The 15989-nt window shown below is 47.0% G+C and carries 17 protein-coding genes; 11 read left to right on the forward strand and 6 right to left on the reverse strand.

The window, feature by feature from the left end; genetic code table 11:
* The first annotated feature begins 149 nt into the window (after positions 1 to 149).
* Both FPZ49_RS30630 and FPZ49_RS30635 read left to right on the forward strand, forming a co-directional pair.
* Complete coding sequence (locus tag FPZ49_RS30630) at positions 150 to 1238, forward strand: hypothetical protein (RefSeq protein WP_144854150.1); 1089 nt, start codon at positions 150 to 152, stop codon at positions 1236 to 1238.
* 621 nt (positions 1239 to 1859) lie between these two features.
* Positions 1860 to 2501, forward strand: coding sequence for an HAD family hydrolase (locus FPZ49_RS30635; RefSeq protein WP_144854151.1), 642 nt, complete (start codon positions 1860 to 1862; stop codon positions 2499 to 2501).
* A 532-nt stretch (positions 2502 to 3033) separates the two neighbouring features.
* Here the strand turns inward: FPZ49_RS30635 and FPZ49_RS30640 are convergent.
* Positions 3034 to 4086, reverse strand: a complete 1053-nt coding sequence (locus FPZ49_RS30640; protein ID WP_186446198.1) for a Gfo/Idh/MocA family protein — start codon at positions 4084 to 4086, stop codon at positions 3034 to 3036.
* Positions 4083 to 4925: a sugar phosphate isomerase/epimerase family protein gene (locus FPZ49_RS30645; protein WP_144854153.1), complete on the reverse strand. Its 843-nt coding sequence runs from the start codon at positions 4923 to 4925 to the stop codon at positions 4083 to 4085. The genes FPZ49_RS30640 and FPZ49_RS30645 overlap by 4 nt, the downstream gene beginning before the upstream one ends.
* Positions 4926 to 5133: 208 nt before the next feature.
* Here FPZ49_RS30645 and FPZ49_RS30650 point away from each other — a divergent pair, with 208 nt between their 5' ends.
* Positions 5134 to 6030 carry an AraC family transcriptional regulator gene (locus tag FPZ49_RS30650; RefSeq protein ID WP_186446199.1) on the forward strand — a complete coding sequence of 299 codons (897 nt, stop codon included), beginning with the start codon at positions 5134 to 5136 and terminating at the stop codon, positions 6028 to 6030.
* Between the two features lie 320 nt (positions 6031 to 6350).
* Here the strand turns inward: FPZ49_RS30650 and FPZ49_RS30655 are convergent, their stop codons facing one another.
* Entirely contained in the window at positions 6351 to 6869 is a 519-nt protein-coding gene (locus FPZ49_RS30655) for a CBO0543 family protein (protein ID WP_144854155.1), read from the reverse strand.
* Positions 6870 to 7370: 501 nt separating this feature from the next.
* On the opposite strand from FPZ49_RS30655, the gene FPZ49_RS30660 reads away from it, so the two are divergent.
* From FPZ49_RS30660 to FPZ49_RS30670, 3 genes are all read left to right on the forward strand, one after another.
* Positions 7371 to 7946, forward strand: a complete 576-nt coding sequence (locus tag FPZ49_RS30660) for a TetR/AcrR family transcriptional regulator (protein ID WP_144854156.1) — start codon at positions 7371 to 7373, stop codon at positions 7944 to 7946.
* A gap of 67 nt (positions 7947 to 8013) precedes the next feature.
* Complete coding sequence (locus FPZ49_RS30665; RefSeq protein ID WP_144854157.1) at positions 8014 to 9207, forward strand: MFS transporter; 1194 nt, start codon at positions 8014 to 8016, stop codon at positions 9205 to 9207.
* A 241-nt stretch (positions 9208 to 9448) separates the two neighbouring features.
* Positions 9449 to 9664: a cold-shock protein gene (locus FPZ49_RS30670; protein WP_261381698.1), complete on the forward strand. Its 216-nt coding sequence runs from the start codon at positions 9449 to 9451 to the stop codon at positions 9662 to 9664.
* Between the two features lie 68 nt (positions 9665 to 9732).
* Here FPZ49_RS30670 and FPZ49_RS30675 read toward each other — a convergent pair whose 3' ends face one another.
* From FPZ49_RS30675 to FPZ49_RS30685, 3 genes are all read right to left on the reverse strand, one after another.
* On the reverse strand, positions 9733 to 10512 hold the full coding sequence (locus FPZ49_RS30675) for a lipase family protein (protein WP_144854158.1): 780 nt from the start codon (positions 10510 to 10512) through the stop codon (positions 9733 to 9735).
* Between the two features lie 146 nt (positions 10513 to 10658).
* Entirely contained in the window at positions 10659 to 11135 is a 477-nt protein-coding gene (locus tag FPZ49_RS30680) for a DinB family protein (RefSeq protein WP_144854159.1), read from the reverse strand.
* A gap of 77 nt (positions 11136 to 11212) precedes the next feature.
* Complete coding sequence (locus FPZ49_RS30685; protein ID WP_391563887.1) at positions 11213 to 11626, reverse strand: MarR family winged helix-turn-helix transcriptional regulator; 414 nt, start codon at positions 11624 to 11626, stop codon at positions 11213 to 11215.
* A gap of 134 nt (positions 11627 to 11760) precedes the next feature.
* Here FPZ49_RS30685 and FPZ49_RS30690 point away from each other — a divergent pair, with 134 nt between their 5' ends.
* The 5 genes from FPZ49_RS30690 to FPZ49_RS30710 all read left to right on the forward strand — a co-directional run bounded on the left by FPZ49_RS30690 (position 11761) and on the right by FPZ49_RS30710 (position 15472).
* A complete protein-coding gene (locus FPZ49_RS30690; protein WP_144854161.1) occupies positions 11761 to 12348 on the forward strand; it encodes an NAD(P)H-dependent oxidoreductase in 588 nt (195 codons plus the stop codon).
* Positions 12349 to 12617: 269 nt separating this feature from the next.
* The gene (locus tag FPZ49_RS30695; RefSeq protein WP_144854162.1) at positions 12618 to 13052 is read left to right on the forward strand and encodes a Chromate resistance protein ChrB; all 435 of its coding nucleotides are present in this window, start codon (positions 12618 to 12620) and stop codon (positions 13050 to 13052) included.
* On the forward strand, positions 13049 to 13474 hold the full coding sequence (locus tag FPZ49_RS30700) for a chromate resistance protein ChrB domain-containing protein (RefSeq protein ID WP_144854163.1): 426 nt from the start codon (positions 13049 to 13051) through the stop codon (positions 13472 to 13474). Before FPZ49_RS30695 ends, FPZ49_RS30700 begins: the two co-directional genes overlap by 4 nt.
* Positions 13475 to 13491: 17 nt before the next feature.
* The gene (locus FPZ49_RS30705) at positions 13492 to 14391 is read left to right on the forward strand and encodes a phosphotransferase family protein (protein ID WP_144854164.1); all 900 of its coding nucleotides are present in this window, start codon (positions 13492 to 13494) and stop codon (positions 14389 to 14391) included.
* 22 nt (positions 14392 to 14413) lie between these two features.
* Positions 14414 to 15472, forward strand: a complete 1059-nt coding sequence (locus tag FPZ49_RS30710; RefSeq protein WP_222429991.1) for a Cj0069 family protein — start codon at positions 14414 to 14416, stop codon at positions 15470 to 15472.
* The last annotated feature ends 517 nt before the right edge of the window (positions 15473 to 15989 follow it).

The raw sequence follows: 15989 nt of genomic DNA on the forward strand, positions 1-15989 counted from the left end.
AGCTTTAACACGATACCGGGAGCATAGTTCAGTCTTTACTCAATCTGGGAATACCTGTTATTCTGGAGTTACCATTTGACGGCCGTATAGATAACTTGATTTTGAATCGAAACGAACTTCAGAGCGCATTGGTGGGTGGGAGGTTCGGCATGAGAGCTATTGTGGCAACAGCAAGCTGCATCCTTTTCTGTTTCATACTGGCAGCCTGCGCTAACGTGTACGAAGCTTCCCCGCCCGGTGAAGCGGACACAGTGCCGAAGGCCGGTTCGCAGCAATCGGCTATAACGGGCAAAGAGGTGGCAGGGCAGATGAATTTGTACGAAAGCGCAAAGGATCCGTTGTTTGTCAAAGCATTTTACGAAAAAACTAAGGTACCTGATCGGCCGGCCACCTATGCTACAGGAGCGAACGTAAAATACGAGAAAGGTGAAAAATCCGTCTGGCTCGTAGAAGAGCAGCGCAGCGGAGCGGAGCTCATCGAGGCCGGCTTGTATATGAAAAACCGAAAGCTAATTGACGAAGGCTGGAAAACGTTTGCGTGGGCGTTTGCAAAGCAGGGCGCTGACGGAGGCTTCCTTGGAACGGGCGATCCTTACCACAGTACGGATATGTTCGTGGAGTCGGTTGCCAGAGCGCTTCTGCTGATGAAGCAGAGCGGCGATTCGTACTACGCCGAATACAGCTCCCAATATCTGGAGAAGCTGCACACGGCTGCACTGTGGATGCTAAAGCCCGAGGTAGAGAAGACGCGTCATAAAAACGACAACCTCACTCACCGGCGATGGATTTCGGCTGCGGCGTTCGGGATGACGGGGGCGCTTACCGGGGACGAAAAGTTGATTAAGCAAGCGGAGCTGTACGCCAAGGAAGGGCTGGCGCTGCAAACGGCTGAGGGCATTAATCCGGAAAAGGGCGGTTTCGACATCACGTACCATAACTTCGGCATTTTGATGGCCGAACGATATTACTTGGTGTGCCGGGACGAGCAGTTGAAGACTCAGGTCCTAGCAATGGCCGATAAAGGGCTGACCTATAGCGAGGCCAAAACTAAGGCAAATGGGGACGTATCAACGGAGGACAGCACGAGGGTTGGCAATGAGACGGATCGTTCCGGCGTTCAGAAGACGCCGGCGTATCGCTCAATCGTTCAGGCATTCGTAATGGGCTCGCAGTTGACGGGAAAAACAGAATTTTATACGTCAGCCGAACGTATCGCGCGGTTCCGCTTTTTGGAGTAGAGATAAAAAAATCAGGTAGTTCCTCCAGAAGGCAAAAAAGCCACGGTTAGTTGATATAGCAAAGGAAAAAGCTATAGAAAGAAGGGGATATGAATGTCTTGTTTCATTTGTGATAAACACTCTGGCTCTCAAATCAACCACCTGGTGGATATATTTATGAAGATGAAAACTGGAGGCTCTGTCATTTTCCCGTAGAGCAATCCGCGTTAGGGAGACTTGTCTTAGAATCGAACCGTCACTTTTTAGTCTTCTCTGAAATGACGGATGAAGAAGCAAAATCTTATGGTATCCTCGTTAAAAAGATATACTCTACACTCAAACAAGAGACAGGTGCAGAACGAATATATTCGTTAGTAACGATTGAAGGCGTTCCTCACTTCCATGAACATTTTTTTCCTCGAACCAGTGATAGCCCCGCAAAAGGGATGAAATTAATTACTTTGAATTGTGCATGTGATGAAGCTGATGCGATTTTATTAGTTTCTAGGCTGCGAGGGAAGTTTCAATAAAGAAACGAGAGTTCGATATCACGATGACGAATATATATTACATCATATTGGGTGATCAACGATGCGTGATGGCCACGCATGGTTGCCGCAGCTGACAAAGGAGAGCGAAACAATGAAAAAGTACATACTCTTCGATCATGATGGTGTTCTGGTTGATACTGAATTCTGGTATTACAAAGCGGGAGAACGCGCTCTGGCTGACATTGGATTTACCTTGGATAAAGATCAATATCTCCGCGACATGACCCAGTCATTGGGCACTTGGTCCCAAGCTAGGGCGGCAGGTATTGATGAGCAGACTATCAGCAAGCAGCGTGAGGTCCGCAACGTCTATTATCAGGAATATCTACGAACAGAAGCCATAGAGATTGAAGGCGTAGTTGAAGCTCTAGCCGAACTGTCAAAGTACGTCCGCATGGCCATCGTGACGACTGCAAAACGTGCGGATTTTCAACTTATTCATGAAAAGCGCCAGATTAGACAATTCATGGAATTCGTCCTTGTTCGCGAAGACTACGAGCACAGCAAACCGAACCCGGAACCATACTTGAACGGTCTAAAGCGATTCGGAGCTTCCAAACAAGAGACCCTGGTTGTAGAGGATTCAAACAGAGGGTTGAACTCAGCCGTGGCGGCTGGCATCGACTGTGCTATTGTGCATAACGACTTCACAAAAACACATGACTTCTCACAGGCCAGCTATCGAATCAAGACTCTGATTGAACTAAAGGACATTATCCTGAATGTAACCTGAGAGAGCATCCGCCAGCGTGTCCCGAACTCACTTTTAGAGTGAAGAGCAGTGCGGGCTGTGATCTAGGAAAGTGAGCTGCAGTTGCCCGAGCCGGCGTCTGGCGCCGATCGCGCTGAACCGGTGCTCGGAAATATTGGTGTAAGATGAAGCTACTAATCATTTGGACCCACAAACTGAAGATAAAATTTACGCGATTCTTGACAAGCTCGAAGATCCTATAGGTTTGGAGCCAGTGGGGGTGCTTCGCCTTGGTGATAAAATTGTAGTCAAACTAATAAATGGCTGATTCGCATTACGTATAAATTATTTAACTTCTTGCCACGATTCTTGGCAGCTTTGTTACGTTAAACGGCAGTTTAGTTGAAACATGAAAATGGCTCCTTTATGTCTGTGCCAAGCAAGAATAACCCCTCCGAACAGATTGGAGGGGTTGTTCTATCATTACATGAAAAAAGCCCAGTAGAAAAAGCCCCCGTTTAGAGCGTAAAGGGAAATTGCAATATGCCGTGCGTCTAGATATTTAAATATGGGATTATCGGACCGGGGCGTCGACTGGCAATCTCCGCTCTTCTCGTGCCGACTCGAACGTTTTTTCAATAATTTTAAGCGCATATAGGCCGGTTGGTCCATCGATTAGAAGCGGCGTACCGTCGCAGAGCGACTCAACGAATGACTCGTGCACGCGGTGGACGCATCCTCTGTAAGAGCTTTCAAAGGTGCGCTGGGCAACGCCTTCCTCCTTGTTGTAACGGAAATCTCCAAGCTCGCAGTCGTTCTCAAGCTGTATGGACATTTCGCCGGTTCTATAGTTGTAGCGCACATTTCCGGCTGTACCGTTTACCTCAAGGATGGACCCAACCGTCCGGCGGTTCGTAAATTGGCAGTAGGTCGTCTCCAGGACTGCCGAAACGCCGCCCTCGAAGCCGTAGATGGCGGTTGTCACATCATCGGCCTTCATTGGCGCGTAAATGGTGTCCGAATACGACTGCACCCACTTGATCTCTCCCTGTAAATGGAGGAACAGGTCGATCAGGTGCGTGCCAAGCTGCTCCAGCGCGCCGCGGGCTTCCTGCTTCCGCCACGAATCGTCATCGAGCGAGAAACCCTTGTAGGAGATCATTCTCCCGCGCAGCGTGATGACTTTGCCGAGATGGCCATGCTCGATCAGATTGCGAAGTGTCTCAATGCCGCCGTCTCCCCGTAAAAACATGAATACGCCAAGCTTGCGGTCATATGTACGGGAAGCAGCGATCATGCGTTCGGCGGCATCAATGGTGCCGGCCATCGGCTTTTGCACGAACACGTGCTTGCCCGCTTGAAAGCTCTGCAGCGCAATCGGCTCATGAGAGGCGTTAGGCGTCGTAATGTCGACCCAATCGACCTCCAAGTCGTTCAGCACATCTTCTAGCTTGTCGGTATGGTGCGGAATGCCGTTCTTCTCCGCAACCTGACGTGCAGCCTCTAGGTCGGTATCGCACACCCATTTCAGCTTGGAGCGCTGCAGGCGTGAATGAGCGGGAATATGCAGGCTTCTGGCGATGTTGCCGGCGCCGATTAAGGCGGAAGTAAGCATCCTTATCGTCATAGAGCAAGCTCCTCTGCGAGAAGCGGCGACTCGAAGCCGGCATTTTGCAGCCATGTATGAAGCAGGGCGAGCGCTTTTTGCGACTGGGTGATTTTCGGATGGATATGCGTTTCCATTGTCATTCTGCGAATTGTCGGATCATCCGAAAGCCGCGGCAGCAAGCGTGTCCACGGGATTTGTCCGTCGCCGAGGCCGGTCCATGGGCTGCCTGCGTGATAGCCCTGCGTCTTGGCATCTTTAATATGAATGCTCGTAATGCGCCCGCGGAGAGTGGCATACCCTTCGAACGGGTCCTCGCCGGCTACCCACGAATTGGCGGGATCCCAATTGGCCCACAGCGCGTCTGAGCCAACCGCTTCCCATACGGCCATGAACTGCTTCGCCGTCTCGCAAGCGGTTCCGTGCTCTGTCTCTATGGCTAGACGAAGGCCGGCTTCTTCCGCCTTGCGGCACGCTTCCTTCAAATATGGAATGACCATTTCCTGTAGCTCTGGCTGGCGTGGATTGGCGCGGTCGTACAGGGAGAAAATGACGATCGTATCAGCGCCGATTTGCCGAGCAAGCTGAATAGATTGATCGAGCCGATCGCTTAAATGCTCATCCATGAGCGCTTTTTCCGGGGCGCATTTAAACACGCCGGGTGATAGCGCCGTATAGGTGATGCCGTATTGCTCCTTCAATCGGAGCAGTTGCTGCACGGTCTTATCCGTCAGCCCGTCGGGAAGGCGCTTTTGCATAATATTGCGCACTTCATAATGGCGGATTCCCCAAGACGTGCCGATATGTACGGCTGCGTCGATATCCTGGCTAATTTCATCGCTGACAATGCAAAACTCCATCCGGCTTCCCTCCCAAGTCTGGAACAAGATTAGAGCGCGTCCGGTCGCAGTCAATATGTGTCTGGCAGGACCATAGCGCTATTTTTCATGGAGATCTACGAGTAGCATATCAATTTTTTCTGTATCCGTGTCCTGCTGTAGTCTGATAAAATGTTGTCTGAGTATGATTATAGATGAATGGAAATCGTGGAAGGAAGGCGGGCGAACGATGCCGGATCACGCGGGCTACACAGGGCATAGGGGGAAAATGTTAGGAAGCGATCCTTTTCGGATGGCGCTTCGCCGCACCTCGGCTTCCGAGTATCGGCCGACTTATCATGCGCATCAGGGGCTGGAGCTGCTGTACGTCTACGAAGGGCGCGGCCGAGTGGTAGTGAATCAGCGGGTCATCGAGGTGACACCGGGTACACTGCTCATGTTTCAGCCGTTTCAGCTGCACCGGATTCAGATGGATGTAACGGTAAGCACACCGTACGTCCGTTCGTTCGTTATTTTCGAGCCGACCGTACTGGAGCCGTATTTGCAGCCCTTTGCGGGTGTACATAAATTTTTTACCCGTGTATGGAAGGGATTCCCGGCGTTCCATGCCATTCGGACGGGAAGCCGGGCGCCTTTTCTGGAGCAGCTGTTTGAGGAGCTTGGGCGCATTATCGCCGAAGAGGAGCCGAATGATGAGCATTACTCAGCAGAGGAGCGGTTTGCTGTATTTCTTGTTACGTTTCTTCAGACGATCCAGCCGTTTTGGCGCGAGCAGGAGGAGGTTGCCGAGCAGGCGGAGCTGCGCGATTCGCCCCATGTGGAGACGATTCTCCAATGGATCGAGGACCATTATAGGACGCCGTTTCGGATGGAGCAGCTTGCCGAAGCTGTTCATTTATCCCCGAAATACATTTCCGCTTTATTTACAAAAATGATCGGCAGCAGCATCACGGAGTACATCATGAGCCGTAGAATACGCCAAGCTTGCGTACTGCTGCGGTCGGGCGTCATGCAAATCCAGGACATAGCGCAGGAGATCGGCTTGACCAATGTCTCCTATTTCTGCCAGCTGTTCAAACAAACCGTCGGCGTCAGCCCTCATCAGTACCGGAAACAGGCGAGGTAGCTAAATTTGGTAATAATTATTGGAATTCTACTGGGCCAAAAGTGAGAGGTAACTCTTTATAGCGAAACGGAGATATGCCGTGAAGTCAAATATGAATCGTGAAGACCAACGCAACGCAAGGACACTTAGAAAAATTGAAGTTCAACAAATTTACTGATCGCAAGCTTATCGAGTTGGCCCCACTTGATGCAGGCATTAGCTTAGTTCGACCGGAACATTAAAGTACCATTCCAAATAAGAACACAGCAACTGAGAGTCGATTGCTGTGTTCTTATTTTCGTTAAGCGGGTCCAACCCTCAGGCGGAAGCCTCAGTGGACGCTATTTTATTTCGACCGGTACATTAACAGGAACTTTAAAATACCACACCCAAAATACACACATAATTAATGAGATACCATAGGCTAACACGGGTCGTTTATAGAATAATCGAAGCATGGGGAATATTGTGCAATCAAAAATTATTGACCAATAAAGATTCCAGCCATGTTGATAAATAATACGGCCAGTAATCAATAGAATCCACTCTACTGCAGCGTAAATCAAAACCCAATTTAGAATATAAATGACTTGCTTACCAATATCACCCTTTGGATATTTGGACAAAAATAGAAGTGCAGTAAGCGGGAAAGTAACAAACATATAAATCATTTCAGTGAAAGCGTTATTTAGCAAAATATCAGGCTTTAATCTCCACAATGCATAATTTGCGGTTAGAAAAAGATAAAGCAAATCCCCAAGTACAAAATACATCATTGTAGTGTGATAATCCCTCCAATTTTTCCAATCTCCTCGTTTCCACGCGACGATCAAAATTAAAACTGCGATTGCAAAGTGCATTAGATTCTCACACCTACCTTCTTTAAGTTAATAACTCATTTCCCATTATTATCCATATAACCATACCACATCCTATAGCGACTGTTGGTTAAAGAATACTTTATGGTAATTGAAATTTTTATGTCATCCTTCAGAGACGTTAATAACCCAGCCCCTGAGATCAGCAGATGAACTTAGCAAGTTCCAGCAAACCGGTGAAAAGTATAAGATGGTCTACGATTATCAGATCATGAACAAGCTTAATTAATGGGGGCCCACCCGGAGAAGGTTACAAAGAATGAGTTGGATTTCTGGCATCTTTACAGGTTAATTACCGAGGAACAGTACCTTCATTTCATCAACCTCATCGCCTCATAGGACGTGACGTTACCCGTCATTGGTGGTCGTAGCAGAAACCGTATAATTATAGGATCCCGTCGTAACAATTTATTTGCACAAGGAAATACTGGACTTATCGTTCCAGAAAATATATACTGTACCTACGGAAACGGAGGGAGAACCATGGGACGCTACAAAGAGTTTGATAAAGAAGCGGTGCTCCATAAAGCGATGCTCGTTTTTTGGAAAAAGGGCTACGATGCGGCAAGCATACCCGATTTGCTGGAAGCCATGGATCTTAGCAGATCAAGTCTGTACGAAACGTTTGGGGACAAACAAACACTTTATATCGAGGCGATCAACTGGTACAAGAAGTGGAAGCAAGCTAAACGGGACATCCTCGTCAATGCGACATCCGCAAAATCGGGAATCCGGCAGTACTTCGAGCTACACATCGATTCCGCCTTGGGCGGCGAGTCGCCAAAGGGCTGTCTCATTACTAATGCAGCAGTCGGCATGGATTCGCCAGATGAGGAACTGAATGCGTTGATCAGGGAGCGGTTTGACGAGCTGGAGAAATCCTTCTACGAGCTGCTGCGCAAAGGTCAGGAGACGGGAGAAATCATCCCGGAGAAAGATATCAAGACTTTATCGTATCTGCTCTCAAACCTGAATCATAGTATAAATATCGTTGCGAAGGTTCAGGGTGACCGCAGCAAGATGAAGCAGATGATGGACACGGTGCTGGAAATACTGTAAATTTTTTTTAACTATATCGGAACGATTGTTCCAGTAAATTTATCTGACCAGCAAAGGAGCTCTCTCTATGCATTCAGCTTTAATTCCAACGGAGAAATCGATTTCGGCATCACTGATTTTTATCCTGGCAGCCGCCTGCGGTATCATCGCGGCGAATCTTTATTATGCTCAACCATTGGTAGGTCCGATCGGTTCGACTATCGGGCTCTCCTCCGGGGCTGCCGCACTCATCGTTACGATGACCCAAGTCGGCTACGGGATAGGCTTGTTATTTATCGTACCACTGGGAGACATCCTAGAAAATCGTAAGCTGATCGTTTCGTCATTGCTCCTCACAGCCGCCGTTTTGACAATTGCAGCTGTAATCAAAAGCGCTGTCCTGTTCCTTATCGCTTCACTCGTGATCGGAGTAGGTTCCGTCGCAGCGCAAATCCTTGTGCCGTATGCGGCTCATCTTTCGGCTGAAGCCGTGCGCGGTCGCAATGTGGGCAACGTCATGAGCGGGCTACTTCTGGGGATTATGCTCGCGCGTCCCATTTCAAGCTTGGTGGCGGAGTATATGGGCTGGCGCGCCGTATATTTCATCTCCGCAGCACTGATTTTCGCGCTGGCTCTTGTATTGGCAAAGGCACTGCCTTCAAGGCAGCCTTCGACCGCCACAGCTTACCCGGCGCTGCTGCACTCCATGCTGCATCTGCTGAAGACGACACCGGCATTGCGCCGGAGGGCAATTTATCATGCTTGTGTATTCGGGACGTTCAGTTTGTTTTGGACTACAGTTCCGTTGGTATTGACAAGTCCGGCGTTTCATTTTACTCAGAAGGAGGTCGCTCTGTTCGCATTAGTCGGGGTAATGGGGGCAATTGCGGCGCCAGCGGCGGGTCGTTTGGCGGACCGTGGGTGGGTTCGTCCGGCGACAGGCTGGGCATTGGCCATCGTCATCTTGTCCGGGCTGCTTCCCTTGGTGGTTCCATCGGGTTCTGCTATCGCGGTCCCCATACTCGTAGTTGCGGCCATTTTACTCGACCTGGGGGTATCCGCCAACATGGTTCTCGGGCAGCGGGTGATTTTCTCATTAGGGGCGGAAATTCGCAGTCGGCTTAACGGTTTGTATATGGCCATTTTCTTTTTAGGGGGCGCTATCGGCTCAGCGGCAGGGGGATGGGCTTACGCAACGGGGGGCTGGGAGGCGGCGCTGCTGATCGGGATCGCCTTACCGGCCATCGCCATGGCGTATTATGCGACGGAGTATAGTAAGTGATATTCCGCAAAACCTTGACTGCATCTAAAAAACATCGGAGCAGTTCCTTTTACAGCCAAACGGCAGCCAAAAAACAAGAAACCGCTGAAAAGCGGTTTCTTGTTTTAATTACGTAAAAAAGTAGTTTGACGAGTTGAGAATTACTAAAATGATCCCAGGAAGATTAGGGGATCGTTTTAGTGCGCGAATTTTAAATGAAATTCCTAGTTCGATCAGTTCAGTTCAAAAGGAGGGACGGTTGTTGAAAGGACAGTTAAATAAACCACCAGTTCAAGAACAAGAGACATCAGTTTGGATATGTGTAAAAGAAGAATACAAGGGATGGGTCCGTGAAGACTTTCCGTTCAATAAAGTTCTCAAATGTGCACTGTATGACTCGGAGATGGTTCGCAGAACAAAAGTTCTTCCTATTCTAAGCATTGAAAAAAACGCCGTCGCAGTATCGTGTGAAAGCTAAACCGTCGGCAATGACGAGATGACCAGCTGTTAAATTTTAAGCAGTCGGTGACGCTCATGGTAACTTGATCATGGCTCTGGACAGAACCCCGGATTGTTAGTGCACATATGCTGGGAGTAAGCGCTGTCTGAACTGGACAAGTCCTTGAAATAATCAGCAATGATATGGTTCGCTGTGATGGAATCGTCCTGGAATTCGAGCTGGTGCAGCTCCTTGACGTGCATATAATAATAGATCGTGTCATCCTCGGGCACCTTGAACAGAAGCGGCGGCAGGTGAGGCACGAGATCGTACTTATTCGCAACCCGGTGACTGATTTTACGCGATAATGCTCTGGCAAAATCCGGGTTCCCCACACGCGGAGACCCGAAGGTGTAGATGATTGGCGAGTTGAACTTGGTGTTATGGGCTACATCAAGCGCGCATAAAGTCGCTAACGCCCCACCTAGGCTGTGCCCCGTCAAGAACATTGTTTTACGCGCAGGTAATCGCTTCAAGGCTCCGATCACATCATCTCGGAGCGAGCTGTATATTTGTGTGAATCCTTTATGCGTCCAGCCCGCGTCCGACACGAACTTGTATTTCACCTGACGCGCCATAGCGTTCGCCATCCAGTCGGCTGACGAGCTAGTACCCCGAAAGGCAATAATAATTCTCTCATCCGATTCTATAATATAGCCAAACCATTCTTCGATCCCGTAGAAGGCGACCCCCTTGAAGCCAGTAACCAGCTCATAGCCTTTGGGGACAACGAACGACCCATCTTTATTGCTGAACTGGGTGTAAGTCTGCCCGCACACAGCCGCTAAAAATATCGCCAATCGATTGTCGTAATCTTGCCCCTTCATCTCCCAGTCCCCCGTAGATACGCATCATTCCTTATTGTATGAGGGAAGGAGCAGGGGTGTGCCCAAGTTCTTGTCATTTATGATAAACATGCTGCAAGTGTATTCGCCAAACAACGAGATAAAGCACTTCTATAGAATTACATTTTTTAAACTTGCTCAATTTTTAACCCGAAAATTTGAGGCGGTTCAATTTTATTCATTTGTAAATATGTAGAGATTTGTCCGCGATGATGAATTTCATGTTCTGGAATTGCCATAAGAATTCTCCACGCACTAACTTCGTGACCATGAAGGGTTTTAACCTTTTTTGTCAACACATCATTGCCAAGTTTTAATAGACCCTCTGTTAATTTAATCTGACATGCCTCTAAATAATTTGAAATATCCTCAAGAGAAGCTCCCTTACTACTATCATGTCCTGTGTATGTCCACGTTTCATGTTCAAATATACCAAGAAACATCAATCGAGCTGATGCGATATGTCGTAATAAATCACCTGTAGAAAATTTGTCTTCAGAAGGTTTCCAATCTAAGAATTCTTTAGGTATTGCTTTCACATATTGCATCGTTCGTTTATGAATCCCATCTAAATATTTTACATATTCCTTTATATCATGAATCATATTGCCACTCTCCAATTTTTGCAGGATAGTTTAAGATCAGTCGCGCTGAACCGTACCATAAGTAACGGCAAGTTTCTTCAATAAAAAATTTTAGTGTGAAGAAGATCGAGCGCATGCTCAATTTCGTTCAACTCTTCATCAGAAACCGTTTCGATTCGTTTGATGAACCGGGCTTCAATGCTTTGAAAAGCCTCTTTCATCATGGCCTCCCCCTTTTCGGAAAGCCGAATAAATTGCTTGCGCCGGTCTTCGGTATCGGCAGCTTTTTCGCATAGCTGTTTATCGCTTAATTTCCTCAGCTCGCGGCTAGTGTTAGGCATGGACATATGCATACATTCACTGATCTCACTGAGAGTAACTGGTTGATTGATGGCAATGTACTCAAGAATCTTATATTGAACAAGCGTAATCGTTTCAGATCTTGCATCTTTTGTCATGTCATTCGCTATTTGATGGACCGCGGCTGTGAAGGCCACAAATTTATGGAACATTATATTCCTATCCACAAGATCACCTCATACTGACACAATAACAAATTAATTATCAAATAACAATTATCAATTGACAACAATAATTGAATCATGTTACCGTTTGCTTATCAAATGATAAGTAAAGGAGCACGCGGATGAAAACGCTGGTTATTTACACGCACCCTAATCATCGGAGCTTATGTTTTGCGTTTTTTCAGGAGGTCCTTCGAGGATGCAATGAAAATGCGATGATCGAAGAGGTAAGAGTGCTGGATTTGTATGAGGAAGGGTTTAACCCGGTTCTGATTTTTAACGAGAATAAACGCAGGAGAGATATGCATGCCGACCCAAATCTTGCGGTATACAGAGAGCAACTGATGTGGGCGGACAAAATTGTTCTTGTATATCCGATCTGGTGGGGGCGTCCCCCGGCTATGCTCTTGGGATATATAGACCAAATGTTTGCTTCAGGATTTGCGTACAAAGATAAGGGTGGGCTTATGCCGGAAGGACTTCTAAAAGGTAAGTCGGTTGTTTGCGTCTCCAGTATGAAAGGACCAGTTCATTATCCATTGCTATGGCTGAATAATGCACACAAAATATTAATGCGCAAAGCACTCTTTAGCTACGTTGGCATCAAAAACGTGAAGTTCTTTGAGTTTGGCAGCATGGAGAGCCCACGGGGCAGACAAAAGGAAAAACTAAATAAAATCTATCGCTATTTCAAAACGGTAGGAAAATAACTTGCCGTTCAAGACAGCGCGGTGAACCGTTTGGTGAAGTACAGGGGAGATTTGCTTGACGGTTCATCAAACTCATACGCACAAACGCGTCACTGAGTTTTTTTTGATTATGTAGGAACTTTCATGTCGTAGCTTCGAAAGTGAATCCAAGAGCTTATTGATCAAACTGGTAATAGTAGGGTAAAATGTAACCGTGGTTTCACTAACAATTACAAGAGCTGTCATTGTTCTAGGCAAAAAAGTGAATCAATAGAAATGAGGTGGCAAGCTTGCATGAGTGGCTATTGCTCAGCTATAAAATTCCACGTCAACCGACCACACCTCGGGTATATGTATGGCGGAAATTAAAGAAGCTCGCAGCCATTCTAGTGTTTGATGCGATTTGGGTCCTTCCATATACGTCGAGATCCTTTGAGCAATTTCAATGGTTAGCTGCTGAAATTATCGAACTTGGCGGTAAGGCACATGTGTGGAAGTCGAGCGCAGTCTTATCCGGACAAGAGGAGGCATTGATTCAACAATTCACTCAACAAACGGATTCTGCTTATGAAGAAATATGGAATGCGATTCAATTGAAAGACGCTGATTTGAACGTACTCTCACGGAAATATCAGCAAATCATGCAGCATGACCATTTTCAATCGATCATTGGTAAAAAGGTAAGAGAAGCACTACTTGCATCAAGAGGGGGAGATGACAGGTGAAATGGGTTACGTGGGAAAACGTAGGTGTAGACCGTATGGCTTGCGCATGGCTAATTAAACGATTCATTGATCCAGATGCCCAGTTCATATTTATACCTGTCGGCAGTAAACAGTTTCCAGAGGCTGCGGAGCCATTCGATATCCCGGGTGTGCGTTATTCGCATTACCGCGGTCATTGCTCTTTTCACACGATGGTAAGAGAGCACCAATTCAAGGATCAGATTCTTGACCGGATTGCCTCCATTGTGGATGAAGCGGATACGATCCAAGAGGTCCAGCTCGAGCCAGCTGCTTCTGGCCTGGATAACATCTGCCATGGCTTACGTCTGATCAGTGTGGATGATACGCAGGCTCTGGAACGGGGATATATGATCTACGAAGCTCTATATGCTCAGATTGCCTCAGATAATAGCCAAAAATAAGGAAGGTAAGGTGTTTCATGGCCGATATACAATCAAACGTTCAGGATCCGATTTTAGACGATGCTCTCGTGCTCTCACTTGTACGACGTCACGTGCCCGAAGCACAATCCGTAACTGGAATCGATGAAACAGGCGGAGAGGCAAGAACCTATGCTGTCGATGAACTAATTATCCTAAAGACGCAGCGCCCACACAAAATACGTCCAAGTACCAGTTTGGAAAAAGAAGCTTTTTTCCTTCGGGAGTTGGAGAAGTATCCTGATATAAGCGTGCCGCGTGTACTGGGGTACGGGAGGGAAGGGAGCATTGAGTATACTTGTATGTCCCGGATACCAGGTATTGCGGTGAAGTATGCAAGCTTAGCTTTCGAAGCCCGGAACAACATGCTCATTGAACTGGGAAAGAGATTACGACGCATTCATGGGGCCGTGCAACAGCCATTCATTGAGAGCGGATTATTCCCGGGTGATCGGACTTTCGAAGATACAAAAACCAGATTGAAATCGGCTTTTGATAAAGAGATTGGAAAAATTGTTTTAAGAGGCAACGCAGACGAGATCGAGCTCGCACAGGGAATTGCCACGAAAGCATTGGCTCACTTACCTGATAATGATGTACTCGTGGCTGTACACGCTAATCCGGCAACAACTCATACTTTTGTAGATCCAGAAACTGGACATTATACGGGAACGATCGATTTTGGTGATGCGTATATCAGCCATCCGGTTTTTGATCTTCGGAGATGGGGATTACTTGACAGAGGTACGCTTTTAGCCGGGTATGTGTCGGAGAAGCCCGTAAGTGAAGAGTTTATGCGAGTTTGGGATGTGGTACAGATCCTAGACAGTTTTACCGTGTCTAGCAATAAGGAGAACATGAGCGCTGATTTAGCCGCGATATTAGAGAAACTATCATAATCAATAAAGGAGCTGTTAGATTTTGAACCAACAAGCAAAAGTAGCGATTCTCTGGCACGGTAACCATGAAGCTCGGAATAATGCCACTGCTGAAAACAATAAGTTCAGTAAAATATTTGAAGAGTTTCAACATTACAATGTTACAGCTGTACCTGCAGTTTACAACGATGAATTTGTCGATGAAGTGCGACAGCATCTGCGTCAAGTCGATGGAGTTCTTGTGTGGGTCAATCCTATTGAAGGCGGAAGTAATCGGTCGATTCTAGACAACATGTTAAGGGATGTAGCTTCGAGTGGAGTTTTTGTCAGCACGCATCCGGATGTGATCCTGAAACTGGGTACCAAAGAGGTTCTGTACCAGACACGGGAAATGGAATGGGGAGGCGACATTCATCTCTATAAAACCATCCACGAACTCCGTGAGCACCTGCCGGTTCGTCTTGCCAATGGAGCTTCTCGTGTATTAAAGCAGAATCGAGGCAATGGCGGAAACGGAGTTTGGAGAGTCGAATTCATTGAAGGGAACGCCATAGAGGGACAAGATCCTATGGTTCGTGTACTCCATGCAATGCGTAACAGTTTGGAAGCACAGATGCCTCTTAGTGAATTCTTTAGCCAGTGTGAGGCTTATTTTGAAGGCTCCGGTCAAATGATTGACCAACCATTTTACTCTCCCGAGCCCAATGGTATGGTTCGGTGCTATATGTCCCAGAACGAGGTTGTCGGATTTGGACACCAGTATGTAACAGCATTACTCCGATCAGAACATGATTCTGAACCTCTGCAGCCGCAACCAAGAATTTATCATCCAGAATCCAAACCGGAATTTCAGGCATTAAAAGTAAAGATGGAGTCGGAATGGATTCCGCATTTGCAGAGCTTACTCGGACTTGAGACTGAGGATCTTCCTATTATTTGGGATGCGGATTTTCTCTACGGACCAAAATCAGCTTCTGGTGAAGATTCATACATATTGTGCGAAATTAATGTAAGCAGTGTTCACCCTTTCCCGGATTCTGCAGTCTCTAAACTGGTTCAAAGAGCTGCAACGAGAATCAAGAATACTAAAGGAATAAACTGAAATATCAACATGTATTTTGCTATTAAGCTTAAAAGTATGGAAACAGCGGCGGAAGAAGTCTGCCGCTGTTTTGTTGTTTTTTGAAGCACACTCGTTTAGTAGGATTGTAAGAATAGAGAATGTTTATATAGAAGGATTTGTGTCGTTTATGTAGGAGCACTTGTGTCTGTCGATGTCGGATCCCGACAACCAAATGCTGTGCGGTAATTTTTTCAATGAGTTGATTTTGTCTAGCCTGCGATTTAAACTTCATAGTAGAGCGTCCTCCAGGATGATGGGATAAAAGGGCTTTTGACCCGTTGCGTACTTCCATCGAACTGAGGCGCTTGTTTTTTTGCAAAACGGAAAATAATCCATCTACAGGAATGCTAACGGTACATAGCATCATGAGGAACAGGCAGCAGTCGGTATCTTGGGCTGCCTGTTGAACTTTAGCACAGTTTGCGCCTACTTGATGGGAACGCATTATCTCATTTCCGACTAGACGCATGAAAAAGACGGGAACCGAGCGGGGTAA

This window comes from Paenibacillus cremeus (genome assembly GCF_007786445.1).
GTDB classification, from domain to species: Bacteria; Bacillota; Bacilli; order Paenibacillales; family NBRC-103111; genus Paenibacillus_G; species Paenibacillus_G cremeus.

Bases quoted from the DNA above. Each gene is read 5' to 3' on its own strand.
- FPZ49_RS30630 (WP_144854150.1), top strand. From the start codon at position 150: ATGAGAGCTATTGTGGCAACAGCAAGCTGCATCCTTTTCTGTTTCATA.
- FPZ49_RS30635 (WP_144854151.1), top strand. From the start codon at position 1,860: ATGAAAAAGTACATACTCTTCGATCATGATGGTGTTCTGGTTGATACT.
- FPZ49_RS30640 (WP_186446198.1), bottom strand. From the start codon at position 4,086: ATGACGATAAGGATGCTTACTTCCGCCTTAATCGGCGCCGGCAACATC.
- FPZ49_RS30645 (WP_144854153.1), bottom strand. From the start codon at position 4,925: ATGGAGTTTTGCATTGTCAGCGATGAAATTAGCCAGGATATCGACGCA.
- FPZ49_RS30650 (WP_186446199.1), top strand. From the start codon at position 5,134: ATGCCGGATCACGCGGGCTACACAGGGCATAGGGGGAAAATGTTAGGA.
- FPZ49_RS30655 (WP_144854155.1), bottom strand. From the start codon at position 6,869: ATGCACTTTGCAATCGCAGTTTTAATTTTGATCGTCGCGTGGAAACGA.
- FPZ49_RS30660 (WP_144854156.1), top strand. From the start codon at position 7,371: ATGGGACGCTACAAAGAGTTTGATAAAGAAGCGGTGCTCCATAAAGCG.
- FPZ49_RS30665 (WP_144854157.1), top strand. From the start codon at position 8,014: ATGCATTCAGCTTTAATTCCAACGGAGAAATCGATTTCGGCATCACTG.
- FPZ49_RS30675 (WP_144854158.1), bottom strand. From the start codon at position 10,512: ATGAAGGGGCAAGATTACGACAATCGATTGGCGATATTTTTAGCGGCT.
- FPZ49_RS30680 (WP_144854159.1), bottom strand. From the start codon at position 11,135: ATGATTCATGATATAAAGGAATATGTAAAATATTTAGATGGGATTCAT.
- FPZ49_RS30685 (WP_391563887.1), bottom strand. From the start codon at position 11,626: ATGTTCCATAAATTTGTGGCCTTCACAGCCGCGGTCCATCAAATAGCG.
- FPZ49_RS30690 (WP_144854161.1), top strand. From the start codon at position 11,761: ATGAAAACGCTGGTTATTTACACGCACCCTAATCATCGGAGCTTATGT.
- FPZ49_RS30705 (WP_144854164.1), top strand. From the start codon at position 13,492: ATGGCCGATATACAATCAAACGTTCAGGATCCGATTTTAGACGATGCT.